General features: G+C 66.8%; 10 protein-coding genes and 1 tRNA gene. 5 read left to right on the top strand and 6 right to left on the bottom strand.

Going from position 1 to position 14535, the window contains the following annotated elements; all coding sequences use genetic code 11:
* Positions 1 to 393: 393 nt before the first annotated feature.
* Both JCR33_RS03125 and aspS read right to left on the bottom strand, forming a co-directional pair.
* Positions 394 to 924 (bottom strand): hypothetical protein, encoded by a 531-nt coding sequence (locus tag JCR33_RS03125; protein WP_198880526.1) that lies wholly within the window; start codon positions 922 to 924, stop codon positions 394 to 396.
* 156 nt (positions 925 to 1080) lie between these two features.
* The gene (aspS, locus tag JCR33_RS03120; protein ID WP_198880525.1) at positions 1081 to 2856 is read right to left on the bottom strand and encodes an aspartate--tRNA ligase; all 1776 of its coding nucleotides are present in this window, start codon (positions 2854 to 2856) and stop codon (positions 1081 to 1083) included.
* A gap of 149 nt (positions 2857 to 3005) precedes the next feature.
* On the opposite strand from aspS, the gene JCR33_RS03115 reads away from it, so the two are divergent.
* On the top strand, positions 3006 to 3551 hold the full coding sequence (locus JCR33_RS03115; RefSeq protein ID WP_198880524.1) for a 2'-5' RNA ligase family protein: 546 nt from the start codon (positions 3006 to 3008) through the stop codon (positions 3549 to 3551).
* Positions 3552 to 3639: 88 nt separating this feature from the next.
* On the opposite strand, the gene JCR33_RS03110 is transcribed toward JCR33_RS03115, so the two are convergent.
* Positions 3640 to 4236 carry an HAD family hydrolase gene (locus JCR33_RS03110; protein WP_198880523.1) on the bottom strand — a complete coding sequence of 199 codons (597 nt, stop codon included), beginning with the start codon at positions 4234 to 4236 and terminating at the stop codon, positions 3640 to 3642.
* Between the two features lie 352 nt (positions 4237 to 4588).
* Here JCR33_RS03110 and JCR33_RS03100 point away from each other — a divergent pair, with 352 nt between their 5' ends.
* A complete protein-coding gene (locus JCR33_RS03100; protein WP_198880521.1) occupies positions 4589 to 5323 on the top strand; it encodes a DDE-type integrase/transposase/recombinase in 735 nt (244 codons plus the stop codon).
* 121 nt (positions 5324 to 5444) lie between these two features.
* On the opposite strand, the gene JCR33_RS03095 is transcribed toward JCR33_RS03100, so the two are convergent.
* A complete protein-coding gene (locus tag JCR33_RS03095) occupies positions 5445 to 6527 on the bottom strand; it encodes a type I restriction endonuclease (protein ID WP_198880520.1) in 1083 nt (360 codons plus the stop codon).
* A gap of 266 nt (positions 6528 to 6793) precedes the next feature.
* A complete protein-coding gene (locus JCR33_RS03090; protein ID WP_198880519.1) occupies positions 6794 to 7978 on the bottom strand; it encodes a hypothetical protein in 1185 nt (394 codons plus the stop codon).
* 614 nt (positions 7979 to 8592) lie between these two features.
* On the opposite strand from JCR33_RS03090, the gene secG reads away from it, so the two are divergent.
* On the top strand, positions 8593 to 9078 hold the full coding sequence (secG, locus tag JCR33_RS03085; RefSeq protein WP_198880518.1) for a preprotein translocase subunit SecG: 486 nt from the start codon (positions 8593 to 8595) through the stop codon (positions 9076 to 9078).
* A 115-nt stretch (positions 9079 to 9193) separates the two neighbouring features.
* Complete coding sequence (locus JCR33_RS03080) at positions 9194 to 10822, top strand: CTP synthase (protein ID WP_198880517.1); 1629 nt, start codon at positions 9194 to 9196, stop codon at positions 10820 to 10822.
* 426 nt (positions 10823 to 11248) lie between these two features.
* On the opposite strand, the gene JCR33_RS03075 is transcribed toward JCR33_RS03080, so the two are convergent.
* Positions 11249 to 13396: a hypothetical protein gene (locus JCR33_RS03075; protein WP_198880516.1), complete on the bottom strand. Its 2148-nt coding sequence runs from the start codon at positions 13394 to 13396 to the stop codon at positions 11249 to 11251.
* Positions 13397 to 14160: 764 nt separating this feature from the next.
* Here JCR33_RS03075 and JCR33_RS03070 point away from each other — a divergent pair.
* Positions 14161 to 14236: transfer RNA gene (locus tag JCR33_RS03070), tRNA-Lys, on the top strand.
* Positions 14237 to 14535: the final 299 nt, after the last annotated feature.

The raw sequence follows: 14535 nt of genomic DNA, 5'->3' as shown, positions 1-14535 counted from the left end.
CTGGTGCGCAACGGCACCTGCCTGAAGTGCGACACCTGCGGCTCCACCTCCGGCTGCAGCTGAGCGAAAACACCGACAGTCCCGCGAGAAAAGAAGGCCGGCCCCCGCCGGCCTTCTTCACGAGAGCGGACCCTCGAGCACGGCATCGAGCGGTTGCGGGCGGGTCAAGGCCGGCGCAGCCGCCCGCAGGGCTTGGCCTTGACGCGTCCGCAACCGCTCCCACGCTGGACGAGGTTTGCCGGTCGGCCGAGCGCGCAGCGTTCGTCCGTCCTGCAAACCTGCCCATCGGCGAGATGGGGGAGCGCGAGGGGGAACACCCTCGCCCGAAGAAGACGAAGCCGGCGCGCAGCGCCGTCCGCTTCCCCCTACCGCCGCCCGCAAAATCCCACGATCTCAGCGCGTCTCGAGGCGTCGCCGCAGGTGCCGCACCTCGTCGTTGAGCCGCTCGATCTCGGCGCGGGCATCGGCGAGCTCGCGGTCGCGGCGGGCGCTGCGCGTCTCGGCCGCGGCATAGTCGTCGTCCCGCCGCGCCAGCTGCAGCTCCAGCGCCTTGATGCGCTCGTCGCGCCGGCCGAGCTGGATCGTCAGCGCCGCGAGGTCCTCTTCGCGCCGCCCGGTGCGGATGTCGGAGGCCGTCGTCGCCCCGCGCGTGGTGCCGAGGCGCTCGCGCAGCTCCTCGATCCGGGCGTCGCGGCGGGCGAGCTCCGCCTCGAGCTCGCGCACCCGCTGCTCGAGCGCCGCCCGCTGCTCCCGATCACGCTCGGGCCGATGCTGAACCGCCACCACACCGCTCGCCACGCCGACCCCGGGCGCCGACGCCGACGCCGACCCCTGCACGGGGCCGGCCGCCGAGGCCATCGCGAGCGGAACGGTAAGAGCGAGCGGCACGGCCAGAGCAAGGGTCGAAGCGCGGAACCTATTCACAGTGCGATCCTCCGAGTGAGCATCGCAGGAATAGCAACACGCGCCTGAACCGCGGGAGAATGGGGCGTCCATGCCCCATTCAGAGAGCTTAACGAACCCTTTCGAGACGCTTCGGGACCGCACAGTGCGGCCCCGACACGTCCGCCCGGGTCGCCGTCAGCTCGGCAGGTTGAGGCGGATGTGCAGCTCGCGCAGCTGCGCCGTCGTCACCTCCGAGGGCGCACCCATCATCAGATCCTCGGCGCGCTGGTTCATCGGGAACAGCGTCACGTCACGCAGGTTCTCGCGCCCGCACAGGAGCATCACGATGCGATCGATGCCCGGCGCGATGCCGCCGTGCGGCGGCGCCCCATATTGCAGCGCCGACAGCATGCCGCCGAACTTCGCCTGCAGCACGTCATCGCCGTAGCCCGCGATCTCGAAGGCCCGCCGCATGATCTCCGGCTTGTGGTTCCGGATCGCCCCCGACGAGAGCTCGATGCCGTTGCAGACGATGTCGTACTGGAAGGCGTCGATCGTCAGCGGGTCCTTCTCGTTCAGCGCCTCGAGCCCGCCTTGCGGCATCGAGAACGGGTTGTGCGAGAAGTCGACCGCCCCGGTCTCCTCGTTGGTCTCGAACATCGGGAAGTCGACCACCCAGCAGAACGCGAACTGGTCCTTCTTGGACAGCCCCAGCTCGTCGCCCACCCGGTTGCGCGCCTCCCCGGCGAACCGCAAGAAGTCGTCCGGCCGCCCGGCGACGAAGAACACGGCGTCGCCCGCCTTGAGGCCGAGATCGGTGCGCAGCGCCTCGGTCCGCTCCGCGCCGATATTCTTGGCGATCGGGCCGGCGCCCTCCGCCTCCCCCTCGCGCCAAAAGATGTAGCCGAGCCCCTTCTGGCCGGCCGACTGGGCCCAGTTGTTCATCCGGTCGCAGAAGGCGCGGCTGCCGCCCGTCGGCGCCGGGATCGCCCACACCCGCACCTTGGGATCGGCCTCGATCATCCCGGCGAACACCTTGAAGCCGGAGCCGCGGAAGGTTTCCGTCACGTCGCTCATCAGGATGGGGTTGCGCATATCCGGCTTGTCGGAGCCGTACTTTGCGAGCGCCTCGCGGTAGGGAATGCGCGGGAACACCTCGGTGACGGGCTTGCCCTCGCCGAACTCCACGAAGAGATCGCGCAGCACCGGCTCCACCGCCTGGAACACGTCCTCCTGCTCCACGAAGCTCATCTCGATGTCGAGCTGGTAGAACTCGCCGGGCGAGCGGTCGGCGCGCGCGTCCTCGTCGCGGAAGCAAGGGGCGATCTGGAAGTAGCGGTCGAAGCCCGCGATCATCACCAGCTGCTTGAACTGCTGCGGCGCCTGGGGCAGCGCGTAGAACTTGCCCGGATGGAGCCGCGAGGGCACCAGGAAGTCGCGCGCGCCCTCCGGCGAGGAGGCCGTCAGGATCGGCGTCTGGAACTCCATGAAGCCCGCCTCGGTCATCCGCCGGCGGATCGAGGCGATGATCTGGCCGCGCTTCACGATGTCCCGGTGCAGCGTCTCGCGGCGCAGGTCGAGGAAGCGATATTTGAGCCGCGTGTCCTCCGGATAGTCGGGCTCGCCGAACACCGGCACCGGCAGGTCCGGCGCCGTCGACAACACCTCGATCTCCGACCCGAACACCTCCACGCGCCCGGTCGGCAGGCGGTCGTTGATGACGTCGGCGTCACGCAGCTTGACCACGCCGTCGATGCGGATCACCCACTCGGAACGCACCGTCTCGGCGACCTTGAAGGCCGGCGAATCGGGGTCGGCGACCACCTGGGTAATGCCGTAATGGTCCCTGAGGTCGATGAAGATGAGACCGCCGTGATCGCGCACCCGGTGCACCCAGCCCGAGAGGCGAACATTCGCGCCGGCGTCCTCGGCACGAAGATCGGCGCAGGTGTGGGAGCGATAGCGATGCATGACGGGCCTTTCAGAGCTGATGGCGCCGCATGGGGCATTTCGCCCGGCTCCTGTCAAGGCGCGAATGGGAAGGGCAGCCATCGCGCGGGCGATCGGCGCCGCGGGCGGCCCCCCGCCGAGCGGCGCACGACGCGCCTGCAAGCAAGCCGATGAGCGCCGCGACGGGCGGGCGGGCCGATTCGCCCATCATCCTCACCCTGCAGCTCGACGCCGCGGCCATGGCGCGCTTCGAGGCGGCGCGCCGCGCCCACTTTCCGCCGAGCCGCACCCTGGTCGGAGCGCACCTCACCCTGTTCCACGCCCTCCCCGGCGCGCTCCGCGCCGAGATCGTCGCCACGATCGCCCGCGAGGCGCCCGCCGCGCCGTTTCCGATGGCGGTGGACCGACTGATGCCGCTCGGCCGCGGCGTCGCCTACGGCGTGTCGTCGGCCACCCTCCTCGCCTTCCGCGAGCGCCTCGCCCGCGCCTTCGCCGGCCACCTTTCGGGCCAGGACCGCGAGCGCTTCCGCCCCCACGTGACGGTGCAGAACAAGGTGAGCCCCGCGGAGGCCCGCGCCACCCTCGCGGCGCTCTCAGCCGACTTCGCCCCCTTCACCGTCACGGCCGAGGGCGTGCAGCTCTGGGCCTACGAGGGCGGACCGTGGGCCCCGCTCGGCGTCGTCTCCTTCGCCCGCCATACCGGCGACGTCGGGTGAGCACCGGACCACGGGAGCGCCATGTCGTACGGGAGCCGGGTCATGGGGCCGCCGGGTCATGGGGCCGCCGGGTCATGGGGCCGCCGGGTCAGAGATGGGCGCCCCGCTCCAGCAGGGCGAGCAGACTGGAGCCCGGCGACCAGCGGACGCCGGCCCACCCCGCCCCGATCGCGGCATCGATGTTCGCGGCCGTGTCGTCGACGAGCACGAGGTCCCGCGGCTTGGAGCCCGTCATCGCCGCGGCGGCCTCGAAGAACGCCTGCTGCGGCTTGCGCGCCGCGACCGCCGCCGAATAGACGATCCCATCCACGTGCGCGCCGAGCCCGAGCCGCTCCATTAGATAGCGGGCCCGAAGGTGCTCTTGGTTGGTGGCGAGGACGACGCGCACCCCGTTCGCCCGCAACGCGTCACAGTCGGCGAGAACCGCCGCGTCGACGGCCGCATCCCGCTGAAACCAATAGTCGAGGAACGCATCGACGCTCACCGCGGCGGAGAGCGCCGGCAGGCAGCCCCGCAGCACCTCCACGAGGTCCTTCCTGCCGACGACGACATCCCCCCAATGGGGCGCGAAGAAGACCGCCTGGAGCCGTTCCGGCGCGATCCCGAGGTCCCGCTCGATGTCGGCGGCCCAGGATCGCCCGTCCTGCGGGCGCCCGTTGACGAGCACCCCGTCGACATCCAGCATCACACACCGCGCCATCACCCGCCTTCCGCAGCAACGGACCCAGTCCGCGTCCGTTCCTCTCCCGTTTCCAGCGACGACGCAACAGCTCCGGGACTGCGCTTACTTGCTATGTTCGCCGCGGATGGTGCCCCGCGCGGCCACTCGCTGTGAACTCTCAGAAGGTTGTTCACCCGCATCGGGTTTAGGCTGGGATTGCCAAACCACCAGCAGAGCCAGACGAGATGAACAACCCGCATCAGAATGCGCGCACGACGGTTCACAGTCGGGCGCTGATGGTGGCCCGCCGGACCGAGGAACGTCCGGTCAGCCAGATCGCCGTAGAACTCGGTGTGTCGACCCGCACGGTATAGAAGTGGCGGCGCCGTCACAGCGAAGGTGGCGCCACAGCGCTCGCCAATCGTGCCAGCACGCCCAGAAGCGCCTGTGGGCCAGCGGGCTGGTCGGCCATGGCGGTGCGGCTGCGGCGGGAGTACCGGCTCAGCGGCGCCGAGATCGCCGACAAGCTGGGCCTTCCCCGGTCGGCAGCGGCACGGCGCACTGGCTCGCCAAGGCCGGCCTCGGCCGCCTGAAGGCGCTGGACCCGAAGGACCCGCCGCGGCGCTACCGGCGCGAGCGGCCTGACGAACTGGTCCACCTCGACATCAAGAAGCTGAGGCGCTTCGAGCGCGCCGGCCACCGCGTGACCGGCCGGCGCCGGAGCTGCCGCAACAAGGGCGCCGGATGGGACTTCGTGCATGTCGCCATCGATGATGCGACGCGCCTCGCCTACGTCGAGGTCCTGGCCGACGAAAAGCGCGGCACCGCTACCGCCTTCCTGGCTCGGGCGCTGCGCTGGTTCCGCACCCGCGGCGTGAAGACCGAGCGGGTCATGACCGACAACGGCTCGGCGTATGTCTTCAGACTGTTTGCCAAGGCGCTGCGCTCGCTGGGCATCCGCCACATTCGCGCACGCCCCCACAGCCAGAAAACCAGCAGCACGGCCGAGCTTCATCCAGACCCTTCTTCGCGAGTGGGCCTACGCCATCCCTTATCGCTCTTCACACAGTCGAACGCACGACCTGCCGCGGTGGCTCTCGTGGTACAATGAATATTGGCCACACGCGGCTCCCGACAGCCTCTCTCCCGGCGCCGCCCTGAACAACCTCATGAGAAGTCACACCTAGCCCCAGGAAACCCGGCCCGAACCCTCACCCCGTTCGGTGGGGCCGCTATTCGGCCGTCATGGCCGCGGGGGCGGCGGCGTCGACGTAGCGGGCGGCCGTCGCGCGCAGCCGCTGCGCGTGGTCGTAGATGTGGTCGAGGGACTCGATCTTCACCCGCTCTTCCTTGTCGCCGTCGAACAGGCCGATGGCCTTCGTGCGGCCGTTGAAGTGAAGACGCGTCAGCGGCTTGCGGTTGTTGTCGTCGACGAGGACGCCGCAATAGGACTTCTGGTCCCGCATCGAGACCCGCCGCACCTCGATCACCTCGCGCACGATCGCTTTGACGATCATGAAGCCCTCGAGCTCCTCCTGCGTCGTGACGATCTCGTCTTCAGGCACGCTCACCGGTCGGGCCTCGTCCTCCGGCTCGGCCGTGGTGCTCGCGAGCGCGCTCGACAGGCGCGCCTGCACCGCCTCGCGCAGAAGCTCGCGAAAGGCGCCCCGAACCAATGGCGTGAAGCGTTCCCGAACCGCCTTCGTGAAGTGCCCGTCGTGCAGCGGCGCGCAGAGGCTGCGAACGAAGTCGTCCGTCGGCTCGTCCATCAGGCGGTTGATCTCGTGCTTGATCGCCGAGGTGTATTTGAGCCGTTCGGCCGAGGCGACGATGCCGGCGACGTCGAAGTCGGCCTTCTGGAACTTCCGCAGCTCGGCGAGAAGCACGGGCTGGGGATCGGAGAGGTCGAACACCAGGAAGGGTCGGGCGTCGAGCTTGTTGGGCTCTTCGATGTCGGTATGGAAGTGGAAATAGCGCCCGTTGGTCAGAATCGCGAACTTCGCCGCGGTCACGGTGAAGTATCGGAAGAGCTGAGCGAGATGCGCCGTGCCGAGGTCGGTGGTGATCGGCTTGCACTCGATGAGGATCTTCACCTCGCCGTCGTGCTTGATCGCGTAGTCGACCTTCTCGCCCTTCTTGCCCACCGCGTCGGCGGTGAACTCGGGCACCACCTCGCGCGGATTGAACACGTCGTACCCGAGGGCGTTGAGGAACGGCAGCACCACCGCCGTCTTCACGGCCTCCTCCGTCGCCATGACGTCGGCCTGGTGGTTGACCCGTTCTGAAATGATGCGAATCTCGTCTTCGAAGCTCACGATCCCATCTCCCCCGTTCCAAATTCTTGTTGTTTTTCGAGCGAATACGGACAGATCGAACGCGCTGCGGCGGCACGGCGGCCGCGCTCCGCGGCCGGCGCATCGGCCGTGCGTCATCGCGACGCGACCACAGCGTGCATCGCATCGAGGATTGGGGCAAGTTTGTGTCGATGAGCCGGCGGCATCGCCTCGTCCGACAGCCGCCTCCACGTCGAGACGGGACGCCGGCGCCCCCTCCCCGACCTGATTCGCGCGGCCCCCTCGGCTCAGACGATGAAATCGCCGCCCGTGAAACTCTCGCTCGCGGCGCCGAGGAGGCGCACCAGCTCGCCGCCGGTGTCGAAGATCATGTCGACGCCCGCCGCGCTGAGGCGGGCGAGCGCCTCGCCGGCGGTGATGTTCAGCGCGGTCACGTCGAGCCGATCGCCCTCGCCGGTGCTGAAGTCGCGCACGATGTCCGCCCCGGCCGTCCGGAACACCTTGAACACGTCGGCGCCGGCGTCGCCCGTCAAGGTATCGTCGCCATAGCCGCCGATCAGCGTGTCGTTGCCCGTGCCGCCGGCCATGCGATCGTCGCCGGCATTGCCGACGAGGCTGTCGGCGCCGCTGCCGCCGAGCATCGCGTCGTTGCCGAGCCCGCCGACGAGAATGTCGTTGCCCCCGCCGCCCAGCAGCCAGTCGTTGTCGCTGCCCCCGTTCAGCGTGTCGTTGATGGACCCGCCCAGCAGCGTGTCGGCCCCCCAGTCGCCGAAGAGCTGGTTCGCCCCCGCCTCACCGGCGAGATGGTCGTCGTCGGGCCCGCCATACATCGTGTCGTTGCCCGAACCGCCGCGCATCACGTCGTTCTGCGGGCCGCCGAGCATCCGGTCGGCGCCCTCCGCGCCCCCCAGCGTGTCGAGCCCGTAGCCGCCGATGAGCGTGTCGCCGCCCGTGCCGCCGTGGATCAGATCGTCGCCCACGTTGCCGTCGAGATGGTCGTCGCCGCCTTCGCCGAACATCCGGTCCTCGCCCCGCCCGCCCCGCATCACGTCGCGATCGGCACCGCCGAAGAGGGCGTCGTCGCCGTCGCCCCCGTCGAGCGTGTCGGCGCCGCGCAGGCCGAGGGCGCGGTCGTTGCCCGCCTCGCCGAAGAGGCGGTCCCCGTCGTCGCGACCGATCAGGTTGTCGGCCCCGCCGCCGGCCCGGATGGTGCTCGAATCGTTCACCCCGATCAGCGTCTCGTTGCGCCCCGTGCCGGTGATCGCCATCGTCTGCGCCGCCGCGTTCCACACCGCGCTCACGCCATCGAGCCCGGCCGCTGGGCCGTAGAGAGCCCGCAGCGCCGCCACGTCGAGCACCTGAAAGGTGCTCTTCGGTCCGCTGACGGTGGTGTAGCTCATCAGCGTGTAGTCGGTGTTGTCGAGGCTCTCCGCGAGCACCGGGCTGTCGTCGAAGGGATGCTTCAGACCCATCGCGTGGCCGAGCTCGTGGAGCAGGATCTCCCAGCCGAAGCCCCAGTCCCCTTTTGACGAAGTTGTCGAACACCGTGCTCATCGCCACTTCGCCGCCGGTGTTCGCATAGTTCTGCGACACCACCGGATAGTTCGCGAACGACACCCCGTCCTGGCGCAGATTGTAGTGGACGCTCACCATCGCGTCGGCGGCGTTGTCCACCTCCACGAAGAGCACGCCCGTCACCGTGGCGATGTAGCTCGCCGCCTCCCGCATCGCCGCGATCAGCTTGGTGTCGGCGGACAGCCGGTTCGCCACCGGCAGGTCGTCGTCGGTGAGGCGATAGGTGACGATCACCGGCGCGCCGCGGTCCGTCATGCCGTTGAGGCGGTACGGATCGCCCGCGATCACCGTGCAGTAGTTGCACATCGGCCCGTCACTCCCTATCACACCGCAGGTTCCGCCATCCGGCGGGCCCGTCGCACTCTATCAACAGCCCCGTTGCGCGCACCGGCCGGCTGGCCTTGACCCGAAGCCCGGAATGGCTTTGGACGTTAAAGGCGTGCGGCGAGCGGTGACATCCTGGCGAACGATCGTTAGATGTCCTCCAAAGTCGTCCCGAGTAGGCTCTGTCATGCAAACTGTCATCATCGTCATCCACCTGATGATCGTGATCGCACTGATCGCGGTGATCCTCCTGCAGCGGTCCGAAGGCGGCGCCCTCGGCATCGGCGGTGGGGGCGGCGGCGCGATGTTCTCCGCCCGCGGCAGCGCCAATCTGTTGACGAGGGCGACGACGATCCTCGCAGCGATCTTCTTCATCACCTCGCTGGGGCTGGGCTTGCTGGCGAAGTCGCAGCAGGGCACCCCGTCGATCCTCGACGGCGGCGCGACGCCCGCCGGCACCGCGGCGCCGCTCGGCGATCCGACCACCCGCGGCTCCGGCTCCGGCCTCCTCGACACGCTGCGCGAGCAGTCCGGCGACACCCCGGCGCCGCCCACCGACGGCGGCTCGGCGACGCCCTCCGGCGCCCCCTCGTCCGGCACCTCCTCGTCCGGCACCTCCTCGTCCACGGCGCCCGCGGCCCCCGCCGCGCCGCAAGTCCCGACGAGCGAGTGATCGCCGGGCCTCACACCCGCCACTTCCGCCGGGGCCTCCCGCCCCGGCACGATCTTCCCTCCCCGAAAGGCGGCCCGGTCGGTGCCCGGCGCCGCTCGCAACCGATGAGCTTGCTGTGACGCGCTACGTCTTCATCACCGGCGGCGTGGTGTCGTCGCTCGGCAAAGGTCTGGCGTCCGCCGCCCTCGGCGCCCTCCTCCAGGCGCGCGGCTACACGGTGCGGCTCAGGAAGCTCGACCCCTATCTCAACGTCGATCCCGGCACCATGAGCCCCTACCAGCACGGCGAGGTGTTCGTGACCGACGACGGCGCCGAGGCCGACCTCGATCTCGGCCACTACGAGCGCTTCACCGGGCGCGCCGCCAACCGGCACGACAACATCACCACCGGCCGGATCTATCAGGACATCATCGCCAAGGAGCGCCGCGGCGACTATCTCGGCGGCACCGTGCAGGTGATCCCGCACGTGACCGACGCCATCAAGGCGTTCGTGCTGTCCGACAACGAGGCCTACGACTTCGTGCTCGTGGAGATCGGCGGCACGGTGGGCGACATCGAGGGGCTGCCCTTCTTCGAGGCGATCCGCCAGCTCTCCACCGAGCTGCCGCGCGGGTCCACCCTCTTCATCCACCTCACGCTGATGCCCTGGATCGCCTCGGCGGGCGAGCTCAAGACCAAGCCCACCCAGCACTCGGTCAAGGAGCTGCGCTCGATCGGCATCCAGCCCGACATCCTGCTCGTGCGCTGCGACCGGCCGATCCCGCCCGGCGAGCGGCGCAAGCTCGCCCTCTTCTGCTCGGTGCGCGAGACCAGCGTCATCCCCGCCCTCGACGTGTCGACGATCTACGACGTGCCCATCGCCTACCACCAGGAAGGGCTCGACGACGAGGTGCTCGCCGCCTTCGGCATCCCCGACGCCCCGCCCCCCGCCCTCACCGGCTGGGCCGAGATCTCCAAGCGTCTGCGCACGCCCGAGGGCGAGGTCACCATCGCCATCGTCGGCAAATATACCGAGCTGAAGGACGCCTATAAGTCGCTCATCGAGGCGCTCACCCACGGCGGCATCGCCAACAACGTGCGGGTGAACCTCGAATGGATCGAATCGGAGGTGTTCGACACCCAGAACCCCGAGGCCCACCTCGAAGGCGTCCACGGCATCCTCGTGCCGGGCGGCTTCGGCGAGCGCGGCTCGGAGGGCAAGATCGCCGCGGCCGGCTTCGCCCGGCGCCACAAGGTGCCCTATTTCGGCATCTGCTTCGGCATGCAGATGGCGGTGATCGAGACGCTGCGTCACGAGGCGGGCCTCGCGGCGGCGAGCTCCACCGAGTTCGGCCCGACGCCCGAGCCCGCCGTGGGCCTCCTCACCGAATGGCTGAAGGGCAACGCGCTGGAGAAGCGGGCGGCCGGCGGCGATCTCGGCGGCACCATGCGGCTTGGCGCCTACCCGGCCGAGCTCAAGGCCGGCACCCGCATCGCCAAGATCTACGGCAACACCCTCATCAACGAGCGGCACCGTCACCGCTACGAGGTGAACATGGAATATTGCGACCGTCTCGAGGCCCACGGCATGGTGGTGTCCGGCACCTCCCCCGACGGCGTACTGCCGGAGACGATCGAGCTCGCCGACCATCCCTGGTTCATCGGCGTGCAGTTCCATCCGGAGCTGAAGTCCCGCCCCTTCGAGCCGCACCCCCTGTTCGCGAGCTTCATCGAGGCCGCGGTGGAGCAGTCGCGGTTGGTGTAGGGCACCCGCTCGCCCTAACGACGCGCGGGTTCTGCCGAATGCGGAGCCTCGAGCGCCGGCAACCGTCGCCTCGCAGAAAGCGCCCACACGTTTTCCGTCATTCCCGGTTCAGCTTCGTGGCAGTATGGTCTGCGATGAAAATGTGAGGGACATCACGGCCGGCTTGATCAAGTCGCCCCATCTACGCCTCTGGACGGAACATCCCGCCACAGGCTGAAGGAGTAGACGATGACTATAGTTCGGACATGCGCTCTGCTGGCACTGATCGCTGCCGCCGCGCTCTCGGTACAACCCGTCACCGCCGGCCCGGCCAGCGGCAACGTCGCCTCGGATCTGCGCGTCCCGCCCTGATCGTCGACGGAGTACATGCTCCTCATCGTCATCGGAACGAGTGCTCCCTGATCGTCAAAGCGGCGCGCCCCATCGTCAGAGGGACTCGCCGGGCTCGACGCCCAGCTTTTCCAGTGCCCGCGCCGACTTGGTTTGCAGATCCTCCAATTCGTGTTTGGTCTTAAGCAATTTCCTCATATTCACTTCATCGACGTTCCCCGGGTGCGACGCCTCCGCGATCTTGACGTTCACGTCGTCCAAATGCTGCTGCAACAGCGCATTCGACTTCCCCAGAAGCTTGCTCAGCCGCGCATAGTGCTGCTCGCGTACCATACGCTTTGACAGATCCTGCGCTGCAATCAGCTCGAGTTCGAAGCGGATCAAGGTGCTCGCAAAAATCACCTGGATGTCGCTCACTTGGGTATCAGGAAATACATCCTCGAAGCAGTTGAAATTCAATCCAAGGAGTTTCTTTGACATTTGATCGGCTGTCGCGCGATAGGACATCGCCTTCGATGGAACGGGTAAATCCCAAATCGTCGGCGTCGTTGCAACGGCATAGATAATATTATTTATTGCGAATAGATAATCTAAATAAATTCTCCGAAAATATACACTCGTTGGACAGGATACGCCACCAAAGCTTAACAATTGATCGTCATAGAGGCGCTGCGACAATCGCTCTTCAATCCGTCCTTCCCGTCTCGATTTCACCAGTCCTGGCACAGCCGGCAGAAAATGATCTTCAAATTCCTGAACATCCGCAAACAAATACTCCAGATGCGGAATCACCGTTCCGAGGCGATCCGGCCGGTAGAGCTCACGAACAAAACGGCGAATATACGTACGAATGAGAAATTTTTCTCGAATCTCTCGAGCATCGTCGCCATCCTCGTATTGGAGTGCCGTCCCATCCAACGTGGCCTGAATGCCATTCGCCGCAATATTTTTGTCGAACAATGTCAACTTTAAAGCAGACGAGATAAATCTATTAAAATTTATATTAGTTGACTGTTTATCTTTCAGCATCTTCTGAAAGATAGGCCAACTATACGAAACAAAATCATTGGCTTTACCATAAATATCCCAGCCATCCCAACGATCAACTTCATCAGCAATCGGACGCCACACCTCTTTCCAATCTGCTGCATTTGCGTATTGCTCAATTTCAAGACGATTATTGTGCATAATACTAACAAACATAACACAATTTTGCTCGAGGGTTCGCTCAAAAATGGAATTTCCATAAAATTCTGTGAACTTTTGCAGCGTCACCAAAATAACATTGCGCAATGTATTCTTATACAAATTTTCGAAAATTGAAGCATCACCCGGAGACGTCGCACCTTTCGTCTGATCCAAATAGTCTACTAGTTCTTTGAGGCGAAAAAGTCGCATATCCAACCCAGGCAATCCTTCAATTTGTCGAATTGCCCAATTACAAGAAATTAAAGATTGTAAACCATACTTAATCGCATAAAAATAATCTGTTTCTTGCCATTCCTGAATCGTGATACCCTCCAACGGATGACGATTCCTGGTATAAGCTCTGTCATCGATGTCGGATTGATAGACGATCTTCGCCAGCTGAGGATAGAGCCGGGTGGCGTAGATCAGCATCGCAATGCCGATGTCCGTGCTGGTCGGCCCAAAGGGGCTGTGATAGTCGCTGTTCGCGTTGTGAATCGAGACACCGACCTGTTCGGTGGCAGGCTCCTCTTTCGCGCGCGAAAATTCGATGCCCGCCCCACCCGGCAGCGTGACGTGGTGGATCCGATCGAGCACCCTGTCGAGCAACGTCCCCGGCACAAAAATCATCAGAAAGATCAGAAGAAGCGCGAAGATCCCGAAGCCGAAGCGCTTGTGCTTGGCCCACAGCGACATGCTCCGCTTGCTCACCGAGATGTTGGGCAAGCGTTCGGTCTGCAGGAACCAGACGCCCAGCAGCGCACCGATCGACATCCCCGCCAAGACTTCCGCCAGCGACCGGGCATGCCCCCGCGCGAAGAAGCGGTGCATGCCGCCGACGAGGTCGTTGGTCAGGTAGAACTCGTAAGGGGCATAGAGCGCCCCGTAGAAGGCGTAGACGATCGCCGTCAGATAGGCGGTGATGAGCACGGCGCGGACCCGCCAGTCGAGCCGCAAGAAGGGCCTCTTGCCCGTGCCCCGCCACCGCGATACCGACGCCCCCCAAAAATAGACGCCGCCGCAGGCCGTCATCGCGGACAGTATGAACAACAGCATAGAAGTCGTCCCGAAAAATATAGAATTATGAAAAGATCATCCGCCCCGCAGGATGGACGACAACGACGAAAAACCCTGTCGATCCCGTCAGAGTGACACGAGCCCCCGGGCCGCGCAACGTCGACCGCCGCGGCCCGACCCGCGCCGCCAACGCGCGCCGCAGCTGCCGGTCGCGCCCGAGCCTTCGCGCGCGACACTTATCCCCGCCCCCCGCGCCGGCCCCTATCCTGCCCCCGTCGCTCGATCCAAGGGGAGGCGTGGCCGGACCGTCCACCATGAGGATCGAGGGCTCCGGGGTCGCGCCCGCGGCGGGTAACGCACGCCAACGGCGCGGCATCGACCGGACGGGCCGCTCCGCAGACGCGCCCACCTTCCACGTGAGCAGCGTGGACGGGCGACAGCCAGGGTCAACCCCGAGGGCCTGTAAGAGCGGACGGACGGCGGGCTCAAAAGGCCCGTCGCACCGGGCCGGGCGCTCGCGCCCGAAAGCAGCCCCGCCCGCAAGAGCCCGGAGACGGGACGCGTGGGGACGGCCTCACTCTTTCCATCGGGTCGCCCCCTCGCGTCCCGTCGATCCCCAATCCTCGGCCGCCTCGCGGCGCGAGCGCACGCCCGCGCGCCCGCTCGCCGTCGTGAGCCGCCGCCCACTCCTTGGTTTCGCCGGCGCCCGTCCGCCACGGCCGCCGCGCGCAGCAACGCCGTCCACCCCAATCGGCGGCCCAGCCTTGAGCCCGCGCCCCATTCGAGCTACCTACCCCTCGCGGGCGCCTGTAGCTCAGCTGGTAGAGCATCCGACTTTTAATCGGACGGTCAGGGGTTCGAGTCCCCTCGGGCGTACCACCCCCGCCTCCCACCCTCGGCCGCTTCGCGGCGGCCCTCCGCAGCCGATCGCGGCGACGCGCCCGGAAGAGCCCCTCGGCCACCCCGTCCCCCGCTCCCTTCCTCATCGACGGCGACCCCGGCACCGCCAGCGCCCTCGCGATCCTCACCCTCGTCGCGCCGGAGTTCCACCCCACGGCGATCACCACCGCCGGCAACGGTCCCGTCCACCAAGTCGGCGTCCCGGGCAACGGTGCCGCCACCGCCGAGTTCAACGTCCTCCACGATCCCCCAACCGCCGAGACCGTCCTCACGAGGGT

The organism is Acuticoccus mangrovi, assembly GCF_016411865.1.
GTDB classification, from domain to species: domain Bacteria; phylum Pseudomonadota; class Alphaproteobacteria; order Rhizobiales; family Amorphaceae; genus Acuticoccus; species Acuticoccus mangrovi.
The sequence above is the reverse complement of the archived record's forward strand: the minus strand, read 5'-3'. Positions and strand labels throughout refer to the sequence as shown.